Origin of the sequence: Pseudomonas sp. PS1(2021), from assembly GCF_020405165.1 — a bacterium.
Taxonomy (GTDB): Bacteria; Pseudomonadota; Gammaproteobacteria; order Pseudomonadales; family Pseudomonadaceae; genus Pseudomonas; species Pseudomonas aeruginosa.
Genome location: NZ_CP084484.1, coordinates 466,680 through 482,426 on the forward strand (window position 1 = coordinate 466,680; position 15,747 = coordinate 482,426).

General features: G+C 65.0%; 16 protein-coding genes and 2 tRNA genes. 9 read left to right on the forward strand and 9 right to left on the reverse strand.

Annotated features, from left to right (window positions below):
* Positions 1-92 precede the first annotated feature (92 nt).
* Positions 93-1,967 (forward strand): MFS transporter, encoded by a 1,875-nt coding sequence (locus tag LE197_RS02265; protein ID WP_033968656.1) that lies wholly within the window; start codon positions 93-95, stop codon positions 1,965-1,967.
* 60 nt (positions 1,968-2,027) lie between these two features.
* Here LE197_RS02265 and LE197_RS02270 read toward each other — a convergent pair whose 3' ends face one another.
* From LE197_RS02270 to rdgC, 4 genes are all read right to left on the reverse strand, one after another.
* On the reverse strand, positions 2,028-2,237 hold the full coding sequence (locus LE197_RS02270) for a cold-shock protein (protein WP_003091604.1): 210 nt from the start codon (positions 2,235-2,237) through the stop codon (positions 2,028-2,030).
* A gap of 214 nt (positions 2,238-2,451) precedes the next feature.
* Entirely contained in the window at positions 2,452-2,766 is a 315-nt protein-coding gene (sugE, locus tag LE197_RS02275; RefSeq protein ID WP_003091603.1) for a quaternary ammonium compound efflux SMR transporter SugE, read from the reverse strand.
* A 139-nt stretch (positions 2,767-2,905) separates the two neighbouring features.
* Positions 2,906-3,841 carry a bile acid:sodium symporter family protein gene (locus LE197_RS02280; protein ID WP_042168025.1) on the reverse strand — a complete coding sequence of 312 codons (936 nt, stop codon included), beginning with the start codon at positions 3,839-3,841 and terminating at the stop codon, positions 2,906-2,908.
* Positions 3,842-3,927: 86 nt separating this feature from the next.
* Positions 3,928-4,848: a recombination-associated protein RdgC gene (rdgC, locus tag LE197_RS02285; protein ID WP_003091601.1), complete on the reverse strand. Its 921-nt coding sequence runs from the start codon at positions 4,846-4,848 to the stop codon at positions 3,928-3,930.
* Positions 4,849-5,012: 164 nt separating this feature from the next.
* Between rdgC and LE197_RS02290 the strand changes: the two genes are divergently transcribed.
* The 4 genes from LE197_RS02290 to LE197_RS02305 all read left to right on the forward strand — a co-directional run bounded on the left by LE197_RS02290 (position 5,013) and on the right by LE197_RS02305 (position 7,002).
* Positions 5,013-5,088 (forward strand) — tRNA-Val (locus tag LE197_RS02290).
* Positions 5,089-5,104: 16 nt separating this feature from the next.
* A tRNA-Asp gene (locus LE197_RS02295) sits at positions 5,105-5,181 on the forward strand.
* 256 nt (positions 5,182-5,437) lie between these two features.
* Positions 5,438-6,199, forward strand: a complete 762-nt coding sequence (locus LE197_RS02300) for an FKBP-type peptidyl-prolyl cis-trans isomerase (RefSeq protein ID WP_003091600.1) — start codon at positions 5,438-5,440, stop codon at positions 6,197-6,199.
* Between the two features lie 371 nt (positions 6,200-6,570).
* Entirely contained in the window at positions 6,571-7,002 is a 432-nt protein-coding gene (locus tag LE197_RS02305; RefSeq protein ID WP_057388476.1) for a YkvA family protein, read from the forward strand.
* On the opposite strand, the gene LE197_RS02310 is transcribed toward LE197_RS02305, so the two are convergent.
* Positions 6,990-7,736: a substrate-binding periplasmic protein gene (locus tag LE197_RS02310; RefSeq protein ID WP_033971689.1), complete on the reverse strand. Its 747-nt coding sequence runs from the start codon at positions 7,734-7,736 to the stop codon at positions 6,990-6,992. The two genes, LE197_RS02305 and LE197_RS02310, sit on opposite strands and share 13 nt — an antisense overlap.
* 103 nt (positions 7,737-7,839) lie before the next feature.
* Here LE197_RS02310 and LE197_RS02315 point away from each other — a divergent pair, with 103 nt between their 5' ends.
* From LE197_RS02315 to LE197_RS02325, 3 genes are read left to right on the forward strand one after another with little or no spacing between them, the layout of a single operon-like run.
* Complete coding sequence (locus LE197_RS02315; protein ID WP_059309693.1) at positions 7,840-8,151, forward strand: helix-turn-helix domain-containing protein; 312 nt, start codon at positions 7,840-7,842, stop codon at positions 8,149-8,151.
* 2 nt (positions 8,152-8,153) lie between these two features.
* The gene (locus LE197_RS02320) at positions 8,154-8,519 is read left to right on the forward strand and encodes a hypothetical protein (protein WP_003114793.1); all 366 of its coding nucleotides are present in this window, start codon (positions 8,154-8,156) and stop codon (positions 8,517-8,519) included.
* Positions 8,509-8,988 carry a sel1 repeat family protein gene (locus tag LE197_RS02325; RefSeq protein WP_059309692.1) on the forward strand — a complete coding sequence of 160 codons (480 nt, stop codon included), beginning with the start codon at positions 8,509-8,511 and terminating at the stop codon, positions 8,986-8,988. Before LE197_RS02320 ends, LE197_RS02325 begins: the two co-directional genes overlap by 11 nt.
* 13 nt (positions 8,989-9,001) lie before the next feature.
* Here the strand turns inward: LE197_RS02325 and LE197_RS02330 are convergent, their stop codons facing one another.
* Complete coding sequence (locus tag LE197_RS02330) at positions 9,002-10,750, reverse strand: bifunctional diguanylate cyclase/phosphodiesterase (protein ID WP_057388477.1); 1,749 nt, start codon at positions 10,748-10,750, stop codon at positions 9,002-9,004.
* 95 nt (positions 10,751-10,845) lie between these two features.
* A complete protein-coding gene (locus LE197_RS02335; RefSeq protein ID WP_003091593.1) occupies positions 10,846-12,942 on the reverse strand; it encodes a carboxy terminal-processing peptidase in 2,097 nt (698 codons plus the stop codon).
* A gap of 129 nt (positions 12,943-13,071) precedes the next feature.
* Between LE197_RS02335 and LE197_RS02340 the strand changes: the two genes are divergently transcribed.
* The gene (locus LE197_RS02340) at positions 13,072-14,034 is read left to right on the forward strand and encodes an NAD(P)H-quinone oxidoreductase (RefSeq protein WP_033971686.1); all 963 of its coding nucleotides are present in this window, start codon (positions 13,072-13,074) and stop codon (positions 14,032-14,034) included.
* 66 nt (positions 14,035-14,100) lie between these two features.
* Here the strand turns inward: LE197_RS02340 and LE197_RS02345 are convergent, their stop codons facing one another.
* Together LE197_RS02345 and LE197_RS02350 are read right to left on the reverse strand one after the other, a co-directional pair.
* Positions 14,101-14,718, reverse strand: a complete 618-nt coding sequence (locus LE197_RS02345; protein WP_134568645.1) for an HAD family hydrolase — start codon at positions 14,716-14,718, stop codon at positions 14,101-14,103.
* A gap of 32 nt (positions 14,719-14,750) precedes the next feature.
* Positions 14,751-15,746, reverse strand: a complete 996-nt coding sequence (locus tag LE197_RS02350) for an ABC transporter ATP-binding protein (RefSeq protein ID WP_057388478.1) — start codon at positions 15,744-15,746, stop codon at positions 14,751-14,753.
* Between the last annotated feature and the right edge of the window lies 1 nt (position 15,747).

Sequence of the window (15,747 nt, forward strand, 5' to 3'; positions counted from 1 at the left end):
TTTCCATCGGAACGCTGTGGCCTGATCCGCGGTCCATGCAGTCCAATCGATGACGGGCTTCCTTTCGGCGGCCACGCAAGGTAACAAGGACGATGACCCAACATTCGCAATTCGCCCTGCTGGGCAAGCGGCGTTTCCTGCCGTTCTTCATCACCCAGCTGCTCGGTGCCTTCAACGACAACATCTTCAAGCAGTCGCTGATCCTCGCCATCCTCTATCACCTCAGCGTCAGCGGCGACCGCAGCCTGCTGGTCAACCTCTGCGCGCTGCTGTTCATCCTGCCGTTCTTCCTGTTCTCGGCACTGGGCGGACAGTTCGGCGAGAAGTACAACAAGGACGCGCTGATGCGCGCGCTGAAGCTGGCCGAGGTAGGCATCATGCTGGTCGGCGGAGCCGGCTTCGTCTTCGGCAGCCTGCCGCTGATGTTCGTCGCGCTGTTCGCCATGGGCACCCACTCGGCGCTATTTGGCCCGGTCAAGTATTCGATCCTGCCCCAGCACCTGCACGAGGACGAACTGGTCGGCGGCAACGCGCTGGTGGAGATGGGCACCTTCCTGGCGATCCTGGCCGGCACCATCGGCGCCGGCGTGCTGATGTCCCATGCGCATTACGCGGCGGCGGTGGCCACCGCGGTGGTGCTGGTGGCCGCCTGCGGCTACCTGGCCAGCCGCGGCATTCCGCGAGCGGCGGCGGCGCTGCCGGGGCTGAAACTCGACTGGAACATCTTCGCCCAGTCCTGGAGCATCCTCCGCCTGGGGCTCGGCCAGCGCCCGGCGGTCTCGCGCTCGCTGGTGGGCAACTCCTGGTTCTGGTTCCTCGGCGCGGTCTACCTGACGCAGATCCCGACCTTCGCCAAGGAATGGCTGCACGGCGACGAAAGCGTGGTGACCCTGATCCTCACCGTGTTCTCGGTGGGCATCGCGCTGGGCTCGATGCTGTGCGAGAAGCTTTCCGGTCGCAAGGTGGAGATCGGCCTGGTGCCGTTCGGCTCGATCGGCCTGACCGTCTTCGGCATCCTCCTCTGGTGGCACGCCGGCGGCATTCCCCCAGGCGAGGCGCCCTACGACTGGCTGGCGGTGCTGCGCCACCATGAGACCTGGGCGGTGCTGGCCGACATCCTGTTCATCGGCATTTTCGGCGGCTTCTATATCGTACCGCTGTACGCCCTGATCCAGGCGCGCACCGACGAGGACAAGCGGGCCCGGGTGATCGCCGCCAACAACATCCTCAACGCCCTGTTCATGGTCGCCGCTGCGCTGGCCTCGATCCTCTTCCTCAGCGTCGCCAAGCTGTCGATCCCGCAGCTGTTCCTCGCCCTGTCGCTGATGAACGTCGCGGTGAACGTGTACATCTTCAAGATCGTCCCGGAATTCACCATGCGCTTCCTGGTCTGGCTGCTCAGCCACACCATGTACCGGGTCCGGCATGTGAACCTGGAGGCGATCCCGGACGAGGGGGCGGCGGTGCTGGTGTGCAACCACGTCTCGTACGTGGACGCGCTGCTGATCGCCGGCTCGATCCGGCGGCCGGTGCGTTTCGTCATGTACTACAGGATCTTCTCGCTGCCGGTGCTCAACTTCGTCTTCCGCACCGCCGGCGCGGTGCCCATAGCGGCACGCCACGAGGACGAAGGGATCTACGAACGCGCCTTCCAGCGCATCGCCGACTACCTGAGGGACGGGGAGCTGGTGTGCATCTTCCCTGAAGGCAAGCTGACCGCCGACGGCGAGATGAACGAGTTCCGCGCCGGGATCGAGCGGATCATCGAGGAAACCCCGGTTCCGGTGATCCCCATGGCGCTGCAGGGCCTGTGGGGCAGCTTCTTCAGCCGCGACCCGAACAAGGGCTTCTTCCGCCGCCTGTGGTCGCGGGTAAGCCTGGTGGCCGGCGAATCGGTGGCGCCGGAGGCGGTGGAGCGTCTCGACCTGCAGGCGCGGGTGACGAGCTTGCGCGGCGAAGCTCGCTGATCGATCCGCAGAAACGAAAAAGCCCCGGCGATGCCGGGGCTTTTTTTCGCGAACTACAAGTTAGATAACTTGTACTTCGTCGGCTTGCAGGCCTTTCTGGCCGTTGACGACCACGAAGGAAACCTTCTGGCCTTCCTGCAGGCTCTTGAAGCCGGTGCCCTGGATGGAACGGAAGTGAACGAACAGGTCGTTACCGCTTTCCGGGGTGATGAAGCCGAAGCCTTTGGCGTCGTTGAACCATTTTACGGTGCCGTTCTGACGATTCGACATGGTGTAACTCCTGAAACAAAGTTGATTGCGGCGACGGGAATATCCGAGCCGGTAGGTACTGAGTTGCAAAGAGTACGAGGAGCCGAGGCGATGAGCGGACCGAGATCTACCACACCAGGTCACGATTCACTGTGACCCAAGCAAGCACAGTGGTCGCAGAGTACGCGATAAAACTGCGGAAAGCGATACCCCTCCGAGCATATTCGATGGATGTCTAATGGCTCAGCTTGAGGCCGACCAGTCCGCAGACGATCAGCGCGACGCTGGCCAGGCGCAGCAATGCCATGGATTCGCCGAACAGGACGATCCCGGCGATTACCGTGCCGACCGCGCCGACCCCGGTCCAGACGGCATAGGCGGTGCCCAGCGGCAGGTGCTTCATGGCCAGGCCGAGCAGGCCCAGGCTGACCAGCATGGCGAGCGCCGTGAGGACCGTGGGAAGCGGCTTGCTGAAGCCTTCGGTGTATTTCAGACCAACGGCCCAGCCCACTTCGAACAGGCCGGCGAAAAACAGGATGATCCAGGACATGGAGACCTCCGGGGAAAGGGGTGGCGGGGCCGTCCCCATTCGGTCACCGGCCAGAGGCGGGTGGTGAGGTCGTCCTCACTGCGTGCGGTATTTTGCATGGTTCATCGGTCGGGACAAGGCTTCCCGACCGGGATCCAGCTCAACGCGGAGTATCATCCATGCGCCGGAACAGGGCGGCCAGCAGCGAACCGGAGAGATTGTGCCAGACGCTGAACAGGGCGCTGGGCACCGCTGCCAGGGGCGAGAAATGGGCGTTGGCCAGCGCCGCGCCGAGCCCCGAGTTCTGCATGCCGACTTCGATGGCCAGGGCCTTGCGCTGCGCCAGCGGCATGCCGGTCAGCTTGCCGGTGAGATAGCCGAGCAACAGGCCGAAGCCGTTGTGCAGCATCACCACGGCCATGATCAGCAGACCGGACTCGGCGATCCGCGCCTGGCTGGCGGCCACCACCGCGGCGATGATCACCACGATGCTGAATACCGAGACCAGCGGCAGCACCTCCGCCACCTGTCGGGTGCGCTCGCCGAGCAGGCGCTGGGCCAGCAGGCCGAGGGCGATGGGCACCAGCACCACCTGGAGGATCGACAGGAACATCGCCGCGAACGACACCGGCAGCCAGGCCGAGGCCAGCAGCCAGACCAGCGCCGGCGTGACCAGCGGGGCGAGCAGGGTGGTCACCGAGGTGATCGCCACCGACAGGGCGACATCGCCACGGGACAGCCAGGTCATCACGTTGGAAGCGGTGCCGCCGGGGCAGCAGCCGACCAGGATCACGCCCACCGCGATCTCCGCCGGCAACTGCAACAGGCGGCAGAGCAGCCAGGCCAGGCCGGGCATGATGACGAACTGGGCCAGCACGCCGATCAGCACCCGTATGGGGTGCCGGGCGACCTCGCGGAAGTCTTCGCCCTTGAGCGTCAGGCCCATGCCGAACATCACCAGGCCGAGCAGTGGCGCGATGGCTGCGGTGAGCGGGAGGAACCAGGCAGGTCGGAAGAAGGCGAGGATGGCGAACAGCAGGACCCAGAACGGGAAGCTGGCGCTGACGAAGCGGCTCAGGGCGGTCAGGGCACGCATGGGCTTTCCTTGTTATTGGACGGCCGCCAGTCTGCCATGCCGGGCGCGACTCTCCCAGCGGCGGGCGCCGCTGGGAGAGTGGGGCGTCAGACGCCCTGGGGGATTTCTTCGCCGCCGAGGGCCTCGAAGAGCGCCGGAAGGAATTCGGCGAAGGTCAGCATCATCAGGGTGAAGCTGGCATCGAGCTGGCCGAGGGCGTCTTCGCCGCCGTCCTTTTCCGCCTGCTCCTGCAGCAGGTCTTCGAAGCGCAGGCGCTTGACCGCCAGCTTGTCGTCGAGGACGAAGGACAGCTTGTCCGACCAGGCCAGGGACAACTGGGTGACCAGCTTGCCGGCGGTGAGATGCAGCTGGATTTCCTCGCTGGTCAGGTCCTGGCGCTTGCAGCGGACCACGCCGCCGTCCTCGTGGGTGTCGCGCAGCTCGCATTCGTCGAGCACGTGGAAGTCGCCGGCGGCTTCCTGGGTCTTGACCCAGTCGGTGAGGGTCGCGGTCGGCGCGACCTTCACGCTCAGCGGGCGTACCGGCAGGGAGCCGAGCGCTTCGCGCAGCGTCGAGAGCAGGTCTTCGGCCTTCTTCGCGCTGGCCGAGTCGACCAGGATCAGGCCGAGGCTCGGCGCGATCGCGGCGAAGGTGCTGGAGCGGCGGATGAAGGCGCGCGGCAGCAGGGTCTGGACGATCTCGTCCTTCAACTGGTCGCGTTCCTTCTTGTAGACCTTGCGCATCTGCTGGGCTTCGATCTCGTCGACCTTTTCCTTCAGTGCGTCACGCACGACGCTACCCGGCAGGATGCGCTCTTCCTTGCGTGCCGAGATCAGGAAGAAGTCCTGGCTGACGTGTACCAGCGGTGCGTCCGGGCCTTTGCCGAACGGCGCGGTGAAGCCATAGGTGGTCAGCTCCTGGCTGGCGCAGGGGCGGGCGGGTTTTTCGCCGAGGGCTTTCTCGAGGGAATCGGCATCCAGTTGCAGATCCTGGGTGAGGCGGTAGACGAGCAGATTGCGGAACCACATGGGGTCGTTCTCTCCGGGCACAAAGGACCCATTATTCCGCCGCTGGCGGCTCAGGCCAACCCCGGTCCGTCGCTAACTCCTTGGAACGGCAGAAAATTTTTTTCATCGAGGGGCTTGCCAGGGGCCGAATCGCTCCGTAGAATGCGCCCCACTTCGAGAGTGAAGGGTGATTAGCTCAGCTGGGAGAGCATCTGCCTTACAAGCAGAGGGTCGGCGGTTCGATCCCGTCATCACCCACCAATCTCGCAAGTTACGCGCAGCGGTAGTTCAGTCGGTTAGAATACCGGCCTGTCACGCCGGGGGTCGCGGGTTCGAGTCCCGTCCGCTGCGCCATTTCCTTCCTTCGCTGTATCTCTTGCGCTTCCTTTCCGCTCCATAATCCGACGTTTTTCGACGATTCCTTTCCGCTGTTCTTCTGTCCTCGTTCCTCGCGTTCGTTCTGCTATCTCCTTCATTTTTCGAAAAGTTCGTCCTTGAACTTATCCGCGCGCACCTGTTCCTATTGCCCATAGCCACTGGTCGCGACAGCCTGCTAAGCTCGCGGCTTCATCGAATATGCCCGAGCGGCGAACAGATTAAAGGACTCAGCATGAAACAACATCGGTTGGCAGCAGCGATCGCACTGGTCGGTCTGGTTCTCTCCGGCTGCGATTCGCAGACCAACGTTGAGTTGAAGACCCCGGCGCAGAAAGCTTCCTATGGTATCGGCCTGAACATGGGCAAGAGCCTGTCCCAGGAAGGCATGGACGACCTGGATTCGAAAGCCGTCGCCAAGGGCATCGAAGACGCTCTCGGCAAGAAGAAGCAGCAGCTCACCGATGAAGAGCTGACCGAAGCCTTCGCCTTCCTGCAGAAACGTGCCGAGGAGCGCATGGCCGCCATCGGCGACGAAAACGCCAAGGCCGGCAAGAAATTCCTCGAGGAAAACGGCAAGCGCGACGGCGTGACCACCACCGCTTCCGGCCTCCAGTACGAAATCGTGAAGAAGGCCGATGGCCCGCAACCGAAGGCCACCGACGTGGTGACCGTCCACTACGAAGGCCGCCTGACCGATGGCACCGTCTTCGACAGCTCCATCGAGCGCGGCAGTCCGATCGACCTGCCGGTCAGCGGCGTGATCCCGGGGTGGGTCGAAGCCCTGCAACTGATGCACGTCGGCGAGAAGATCAAGCTGTACATCCCCAGCGAGCTGGCCTACGGCGCGCAGAGCCCGAGTCCGGCGATCCCGGCCAACTCGGTACTGGTCTTCGACATGGAACTGCTCGGCATCAAGGATCCGTCCAAGCCGGACGCGGAGCCCGAGGCCGGTGCGGCAGCGCAGCCCGAAGCCAAGGCGGACGCGAAGAAGTAATTCTTCCGCCGCGATGCATGAAACGCCCCGTCCATGACGGGGCGTTTTCATTTGCGGATTCGGCTGAACCCAGGCGCTGCCGCGAGGGTCTGAAAACAGGTCGAGGGCACGGCCGGTGTTACCCTTATGCACACACATTTGTCGCACGTCGACCCGACCTACGGTATTGACCTCGGGTTGTCCGTTGCGCTAGGTCAAATCCTTGATTTTCAATGCTTTTAGAGCATTGTCTAAAAAGTGTCCGATCTGTCGGAAAGCCTGTAGCGACGGGCTTCTCGCCGACGGAAGGGGGGGCTGTTCACAAGGTTATCCACAGTATGCGTGGATAACCCGGAGAGCCTCGGCGGCAAGCGCTTGAGCGAGGTGGAAGGATGGATGCACCACGAGGATTCAGTCGTTACCTGGGGATCGCGGAACGTTTCCTGGCCCGTGGCCGGGTGCCCGCCTTGTTGATTGCGGTAGCACGCAAGCGCTCGCGCCTGAAGCTGGTGAAGGGCGACTTGCGCCTGCTGCAGGAACTGCTGGTGGCCTGGGTGCGCGGCGAATACCGCGGACTCAGCCGCCAGGCATTGCTCTCGGTGATCGCGGCGCTGGCCTATTTCCTTTCGCCGGTGGATATCGTTCCCGACTTCATCTTCGGTGTCGGCCTGCTCGACGATCTCGCCGTCCTGGCCTGGGTAGTGCGTCGCTGGCAGTCCGAGCTGGATGCCTTCAAGGTCTGGCGCGACGCCCAGGGCGTCGAGACGCAGCTGGCGTTGCGAGAGCTGCCGGCTCCCAGGGCGGAGCGCGTTCAGGGTTCCTGAGGCGCTCGCAGGCTGTTTTCCAGCAGGCGCTCGATGCTACCGTCCCTGACCATCTCATCGAGCACCCGGTCCATACTTTCGACGGGGACCGGCAGTTGTCCGCCATAGATGCAGTGCATCCGATAGCTCTGCAGTACCAGCGGACTGACGCTCAGGCCCAGCTCGGGATGCTGGCGCGTCAGGTAGAGCAGCGGGCGGCGCATGTCCACCGCGGCGTCCAGGCGCGAACGCTTGAGCATCTGCACGCGACTGGCCAGGTCGCGGGTATCTTCGCGGCGAATTTCCCCGGCAGCGAAGGCCTGCATGAGATCGTCCGCGTAGACATAGCCTAGACTTGTACCCAGGGTCTTGCCGCGCAGCTCGGCGAAGTCGCGGATCGCCGGACGGTCGTCGCGCTGCAGCAGGACGTCCTGCTCTTCGAAGAGGGCGGGAGACCAATGGTAGCGTTCGGGTTTGCTATCCCATCCGGGGTTGGAGTTGCAGATCACGTGAATATGTCCGCTGGCCATGAAGCCGTCGATCCTTCGGTTCGGCGTTTCCACGAAACGCAGCGACAGTCCCAGCCGCTGCGCGACCCGCTCCCCCAACTGGCGGGTGAAGCCGCCTCGCAGCTGGTGATCGACGATGTCCACATAGGGCATGCCGTCGGCGGGGCTGAAGCCCCAGCGCAGCTCGCCGGCGAAGGCCTGTCCGACTCCCAGCAGGATGCACAAACCAAGACTTCTCCGGCGCACCCGTGGGCTCCTCCACCAGGCAGACTGTGTGACCAGGGCAGCAGTATAGCCAGTCCGCAGCGGCGCGGTGCCTGATAAGATGGCGGCTTGCAAGGAGACCGACATGAATGTCCAAGTGATCACGCGAGACGGCGAGGCGGAATACGCGGTGTTGCCCTGGGCCGATTACCAGGCGTTGCTGGCCGCCGCCGGTCGCCCGGCCGCCAGTGTCGCGGTGGAGACGACCGCGCCGGAGCCGCCTTCCGCGAGCCTGCTGGAGCGCCGCGAGGCGCGCGGCCTGAGCCTGGAACAGGTGGCCCGGGAGGTCGGTATCAGTCCTTCCTACATGGCGATGATCGAACGCGGCGAACGCGAGGCCAGCGAGGCCATCCTGTTCGCCCTGGAGCGTGTGCTGGGCAAAGCGACGGGGGCCTGACCTTGAGTGTGCTGATCAGCCGTAAACACTGGGATAGCCTGCTGCTGGAAATCGAGGATGCACGTCGCCAGCGTCACCTGCTCACCTACCGGGCGCTGATCGAGCGCCTGCAATTGCCGACTCCGGCGATGACCACCCTCACCGCGGCTCTCGAGCACCTGGCATCTCTGGATGCGCGCTCGGGGCGTCCGTTGCGCAGTTCGCTGGTCATCAGCCAGGGCGCAAGCCGTTTGCCGCGCACCGGTTTCTTCGAGTGCGTGGAGCGCCTCGGGCGTTTTTCCGGTCCGCCGGACGGCCCGGCCGCGGCTGGCTGGCATGCGGCGGAAGTGGTCCGTGTCTTCGAATTCGAGTATCCCGATGAACTCTGAATGGATCTGGCGCCTGCGCGCCCGCCTCGGTTACGGCGTGGCCCGGCAGTTGCTGGGCTGGCCCTGGTTGGTCAAGCAGCCGCGAGCCTGGCAATGGATGCAGGGGCAGTTCTCGCGCATGGCCAACCTCGGACACCGCGACGCCCAGGCGTTCTACGGTCACCTGCTGCTGTTCCGTGGACAGGGCTTCGGCGCGCGCGACGAGGGCCTGCGCCTGCTGCGCCTGGCTGCCAGCGCGGGCGATGGGAAAGCGGCCTACCAGCTCGGCGTGCAGGCGCTCAAGGGCGACAGCCGGCAAGCGCCCGACGCGCTGGCAGCCAGCCGCCACTGGGCGCATGCGGCAGAGGCGGGCCACCCGCTGGCGGCGCGCAAGCTGGCGGAACTCTACCGCGATGGAGGACCGGGCCTGGCGCCGGACAGCGAGCGCGCCGAACACTATGCGCAACGGGCGTCCGCGCTCGGTCTCTAGCTGAACGAACGGTTCAGGCGGCCTCGATCAGGTGCAGGCTGTAGCCTGGCAGCGCCTTGGCCTGGCGCTTGGCTTCGGAGGCCAGCGTCGCCAGGTGCGCGGCATCCATTCCCTGGCAGGCTTCGGCCGGTAGATGCACCACGCCGACGGACAATGACAGCAGCGGGTACTCCTCACGCTGGCCATGGCGGTTGTGCGCAACGAAACAGCCGGCTTCCAGGTGCTCGCGGCTGTAGAAGCGCCGGCATTGGCTCTGGAAGGTTTCCAGCAAGCGGTCGATCCGTGTGCGCCAGTCCTCGGGGCCGAGTACCAGCATGAAGTCGTCGCCGCCGATGTGGCCGACGAAGTCGCTGCCCGGGTCGATCCGTTCGTTCAGGCACTGTGCCAGGCACAGCAGGACCTCGTCGCCGCGGGCGTAGCCGTAGAGATCGTTGAAGGGTTTGAAGCTGTCGACATCGATGTAGCAGATCACCGCCTCGCGCCTTTGCTGCAGCAGGCGTTCGAGGCATTGCTGGATCGGCACGTTGCCGGGAAGCAAGGTGAGCGGATTGGCGTGCCGCGCCTGCTGGAGCTTTTCCTCGGTGATCAGCCTGAGCACGTCGATCACCCGGCCCATTCCCGCATAGTGCCCGCCGCGGGTGACGATGAAGTCTTCCTCGATACGCTGGCGTGCGCGGCTGGTCAGCAGGCGGCTGACCTGCTGCAGGGTCTGACCGAGTTCCACGGCGAGAAAATCGTCGCTCATCAGGCGGCTGATCGGCTTGCGCAGGAACAGGTCGCAGGCGAAGGGCCGGAGCAAGGCGTCGGTGAGCGCGTGGCGATGGACGATGCCGATGGGACGCCTTTCTTCGTCGAGGATCGCCAGGGAGTTCAGGTTGGCCTGGTGGCGGAAGATTTCCACCACTTCCTGGGTCGAGGTGCGAACGTCGACCGCGCGCTGTTCCAGCAGCAGCGCACGCAGGTCGCCGCGCTCGTCGCCGGATGACTGGCTGGGGGCGCCAGCGCTGGGCAGCATCTGTTGTACGTCGCTCGCCGGGTGTTCCTGCGGGCGACCGAACAGATAGCCTTGCACCAGGTCGACCCCCATCTCGCTAAGCACCGCGAGTTCCTCGGGCAGTTCGATGCCTTCGGCGATGACCTGGGCGCGAGAGGCCCGCGCCATCTTCAGGATGGAGCCGACGAACTCGCGTTTCACGGTGTCCAGGTGGATGCCGTCGACGAAGTGACGGTCGATCTTCACGTAGTCCGGACGCAGTTCCGACCACAGGCGCAGGCTGGAGTAGCCAGCGCCGAGGTCGTCGAGAGCGATGGAGAAGCCCATGGCGCGATAGTGGTGCAGCGCGGTGTCGAGCAGGTCGAAGTCGTCGATGGGGGTCTGTTCGGTCAGTTCGATCACCACCCGGTTCGGCGAGATCCCCAGCTGTTGCAGCAATTGCAGGGTGCGGCCGGGCGGATGGCCGGCCTCGAGGAGGGACTCCGGGGAGATGTTGAGGAACAGCATGGCGTCGCCCTGGATGTCGCGGAAGCGGCTGAAGGCGCGTTGTCGGCAGAGTAGTTCCAGTTCGCTCAGCCGTCCGCATTGGCGGGCCACGGCGAACAGCGCCAGGGGCGAGTGCAGCGGGCTGTTGGACGGACCGCGGGTCAGCGCTTCGTAGCCGACCAGGCGCCGTTCGGAAAGCGAGAGGATGGGCTGGAACAGGCAGTGCAGGTCGCCGTGGGCCAGGATGCTGTCCAGGGCGCTCAACTGCTCGGTGACGGTCATGGAACGCTCTCGTCGCAATGAAAAAGGGCCGGTTGTGCAACCGGCCCCGTATTTCACGACAGTCCCATGACTGTTTTATGACGCTCCCGCTGAACTCAGTGCTTGGCCACCGCCGAGTTGAGGTTCAGGTAGTCCAGCAGGATGTGCCCGGACTCGGTGAGGTAGGCGTCGTCCTGCGGCTTGGTCTTGTCGTCCTCTTCCGGCAGGGCGTTCTCGTCCTCGCGCTTGAGTTCCTTCAGCGGCTCCTGGCCCTTGGACTTGCGCAGGGCGTTCTCCATGGCCAACTGGCGGTTCTCGATGCTGGTCTGCTGAGCGCGGCGCTTGGCCTCGTTCAGGCTGACGGTCTTCTCCTTCATCAGCTCCTGGGCCAGCGCCAGGCGCTCGCGGGCATAGACGAAGTCGGCGTTGTTCTCGGTGCGCGCGTCGTGCTGGGCCTTGAGTTGCGCGAGGAACGGCTTGAACGGGTTGGCCTCGTCCTTCACCACCGGGCGGATGGTGTCCCAGGGCATCGAGTCGGGCAGGGCGCTTTCGCCGATTTCCTTGTCGTCGACGATGGACGGGTAGCTGATGTCCGGGATCACGCCCTGGTGCTGGGTGCTCTGCCCGGAGACACGGTAGAACTTCGCCAGGGTCAGCTTCAGTTCGCCGTGGTTGAGCGGCTGGATGGTCTGCACGGTGCCCTTGCCGAAGGTCTGTCCACCGAGGATCAGCGCGCGGTGGTAGTCCTGCATGGCACCGGCGAAGATCTCCGAGGCGGAGGCCGAAAGACGGTTGACCAGCACGGCCAGCGGGCCGGTATAGAAGGCCTTGCCTTCGTCGTCGTTGAGCACGTCGACGCGGCCGTCGCTGTTGCGCACCAGTACGGTCGGGCCCTGGTCGATGAACAGGCCGGTCAGCTCGGTGGCCTCCTGCAGGGAGCCGCCGCCGTTGTTGCGCAGGTCGAGGACGATGCCGTCGACCTTGTCCTTCTGCAACTCGGCGACCAGCTTCTTCACGTCGCGGGTGGTGCTCTTGTAGTTCGGGTCGCCGGCGCGGTAGGCCTTGAAGTCCAGGTAGAAGGCCGGCAGGTCGATCACGCCGAGCTTGTAGCTGCGGCCTTCGTGGTCGACCTTGATGATGGATTTCTTCGCCGCCTGGTCCTCCAGCTTCACCGCCTCGCGGGTGATGGCGACGATCTTGCTGGTCTGGTCGTTCGGCGCGTTGCTCGCCGGAATCACTTCCAGGCGTACCTGGGAACCTTTCGGCCCACGGATCAGCTTGACCACTTCATCCAGGCGCCAGCCGACCACGTCGACCATTTCGCCCTTGCCCTGGGCGACGCCGATGATCTTGTCGGAGGTGGCGATCTGCTTGCTCTTCGCCGCCGGGCCGGCCGGCACCAGGCGTACGACCTTGACGTAGTCGTTGTCGCTCTGCAGTACCGCGCCGATGCCTTCCAGCGAGAGGCTCATGTTGATGTCGAAGTTTTCCGCGTTGTCCGGCGACAGGTACTGGGTGTGCGGATCGTAGGACTGGGCAAAGGCGTTGATGTAGGCCTGGAAGATGTCTTCGCTGCGGGTCTGCTTCAGGCGCGACAGCTGGTTCTTGTAGCGCTTGGTGAGCTGTTCCTGGATCGCCTTGTCGTCCTTGCCGGTGATCTTCAGGCGCAGGACCTCGTCCTTCACCTTCTTGCGCCAGAGGTCGTCGAGCTCTGCGGTGTCCTTCGCCCAGGGGGCCTTTTCGCGGTCGATCAACAGGCTCTCGTCGACGCTGAAGTCGATCTTGTCGACGCCCTTGTCGAGCATCGCCAGGGCGTAGTCGAGACGACCTTTCAGGCGGTCGAGGTGGCGCTTGTAGATGACGAAGCCGGGATCGAGGTCGCCGCTCTTGAGGAAGTCGTCGAACCTGTTGCGCCAGCGATCGAACTCGGCGATGTCGCCGGCGGTGAAGTACATCCGTGCCGGATCGAGCATCTTCAGGTAGCTGTCGTAGATCTTGGCCGAGCGTTCATCGTTCAGCGGCGGCTTGTTGTAGTGGTGCCGCTTGAGCAGTTCCACCACGTTGAGGCTGGCGATGACCTGCTCGCGGTCCGGCTGCAGGCTGTCCCAGGAATTCTGGGCGCTGCCGACGGAGACGGCGGTCGAGGCGAACAGCGGCAGCGAACTGGCGCCGAGGAGGAGCAACAGGGCGGTACGGGGCAGAAAACGCTTCATGCTGATTCGACTGATCGCGGAGTAATGACGCATATTAGGCCTTATTAGCCGGCGCCGGGTTCCCTTGGCGCAATGCAAAAAGCCCGACTCTGGGTGATCGGGCCGTGACAACCCCACTATGGAGGCAGCGTGAACGCATTGCAAGGTATCGAAGGTCGTGTCGAGTGGTCGGAAATCGCCGCCCCGTCCTGCGGTCAGGGCGAAATCCGCATCCGCGTGGCGGCCGCCGGACTCAATCGCGCCGACCTGTTGCAGAAGGCCGGGCTCTACCCGCCGCCACCCGGCGCCAGCCCGGCGCTGGGGCTCGAGTGTGCGGGTGTGGTCAGCGAGGTGGGCGCGGGCAGCACCTGGCAGGTCGGCGACCGGGTCTGCGCGCTGCTCGCCGGCGGCGGCATGGCCGAGGAAGTGGTGGTCGACGCGCGCCACGTACTGCCGGTTCCGGCAGGGCTGAGCCTGGCGGAGGCGGCGGGGATTCCGGAGGTCTACGCCACGGCCTGGCTGAACCTGTTCCAGCTGGCGGCGTTGCAGCCCGGCGAGAAAGTGCTGCTGCACGCCGGCGCCAGCGGCGTCGGTTCGGCCGGCATCCAATTGTGCAAGGCGTTCGGCAACCCCTGCTGGGTCAGCGTCGGTTCCGCCGAACGCCTGGCCTACTGCGAATCCCTGGGCGCCGCCGGCGGCGTGCTGCGCAAGCAGAGCCTGGAATCGCTGCGCGATTTCGCCCCGTTCGACGTGATCCTCGATCCGGTCGGCGCCCGCTATGCCGGGTTGAACCTGGAGTTGCTGCGGCGCGACGGGCGCTGGGTGATCATCGGCCTGATGGGCGGCCGCGAGGCGCAACTGGACCTGGCTCAACTGCTAGGCAAACGCATCCAGTTGACCGGCTCGACCCTGCGTACCCGCGATGCCGGGTTCAAGGCGCAGTTGATCGCCGAGCTGGGGTTGAAGGTCTGGCCATTGTTCTCCGCCGGGAAACTCCGTGCGCAGCTGGAGCGAACCTTCCCGATCGGCGACGCCGAGGCGGCGTTCGAGGCGTTGGCGAGCAACCAGGTGCAGGGCAAGGTCGTGCTGGTGGTGGACCCGTCGCTGGCCTGAAGGGCCGCTTCGGCACCGTCGAGGCGATGGAAAGCGCGATCCGCTCGCGCTTTCGCAGCGAGCCTGTCAGCGCCAGGCGTTGACCGGCCAGCCCATTTCCTTGGCGTAGGCGAGCAGGGTCGGGTCCGGATTGACCGTGTTCGGATGGCCGACCAGCTTCAGCAGCGGCAGGTCGTTGCGCGAATCCGAATAGAACCAGGCGTCGGCCAGTTGGCGATCATCTCCTTCCAGCAGGTCGAGCAGACGCAATACCTTGCCTTCGCGATAGGTGAGGGTGCCCAGGGTGCGCCCGGTGTAGTGTCCATCGAGCACTTCGAGATCGATGGCGAGGACTTCGTCGACGCCGATCCGCGCTGCGATCGGCTTGACCAGATGCACCCCGGACGCGGAGACGATCAGCACCCGGTCGTTGGCGCTGCGGTGGCGCGCCAGGCAGGCGCAGGCGTCGCTGTAGATCAGCGGCTCGATGACCTCTTCGACGTAGGCCTCCACTTCCCGCTCGACTTCCTCGACGCTGCGACCGATCAGCGGTTGCAGGGTGTAGTCCATGTACAGGTCCATGGACAGCTTGCCCTCGGCGTACTGCTCCATCAGTTCGGCGTCGCGGCGGACGAAGGATTCGTCGACCCAGCCGAGACTCGCCATGCGCTGGCTCCACAGGCTGGAGCAATCGCCGTGGATCATGGTCTCGTCCAGGTCGAAGATCACCAGGCTCATCAAGCTACCTCTCGAATACTGTTGCGATCGATGACCAGCGTCAGCTGACTGCCGGCCGGATACAGGCGGTCTGCGCTGCGGTTGAGGACGTCGACGGTGAGTTCCACCCCGGCGGCCTCGACGCGGTAACGGATCACGTTGCCGAGCAGACTGTGCGAGCGTACCAGCGCCGGCACGCCTTCGCTCGGTTCGTTGCCCAGGCGCAGGGATTCCGGGCGGATCGCCACCTGTTGCGCGCAGGGCTGGCCGAGCAGGCGGCTGGCCTGTTCGGCGTCGAGCAGGTTGTAGTTGCCGATGAAGCCGGCGGCGAAGGCGTTTTCCGGCGCGGTGTAGAGGGTCTCCGCGTCACCGCTCTGGACGATGCGTCCGGCGTTCATCAGGACGATGCGGTCGGACAGGGTCAGCGCTTCTTCCTGATCATGGGTGACGAACACCGTGGTCAGTCCCAGCTCCTGCTGGATGCGGCGGATCTGTTCGCGCAGGTGCTTGCGGATGCGCGCGTCGAGGGCCGACAGCGGCTCGTCGAGCAGCAGCAGACGCGGTCGCGTCACCAGCGAGCGGGCCAGCGCCACACGCTGGCACTGGCCGCCGGAGAGTTGGTGCGGGTAGCGGGCGGCGTACTCGCCCAGCTCCACCAGCTCGATGGCTTCGGTGACCCGCTGTTTCAGTTCCGCCGCCGGCACCTTCTGCATGCGCAGGCCGAAGGCGACGTTCTGTTGCACGGTCATGTTGGGGAACAGCGCGTAGCTCTGGAACACCATGGCGATCCCGCGCTTCTGCGGCGGCAAAGGCACCACATCCTCGCCGTCGATGAGGATGCGCCCGCTGTCGACCTCGGTCAGCCCGGCGATGCAGCGCAGCAGGGTGGACTTGCCGCAGCCGCTGGGGCCGAGCAGGGTGACGAACTCGCCGCGGGCGGCGGCGAAGTCGATATCGCGGAAGATACTGGTGGCACCGTAGCTCTTGTCGAGTTGTTCGACGCTGACGAACGACATG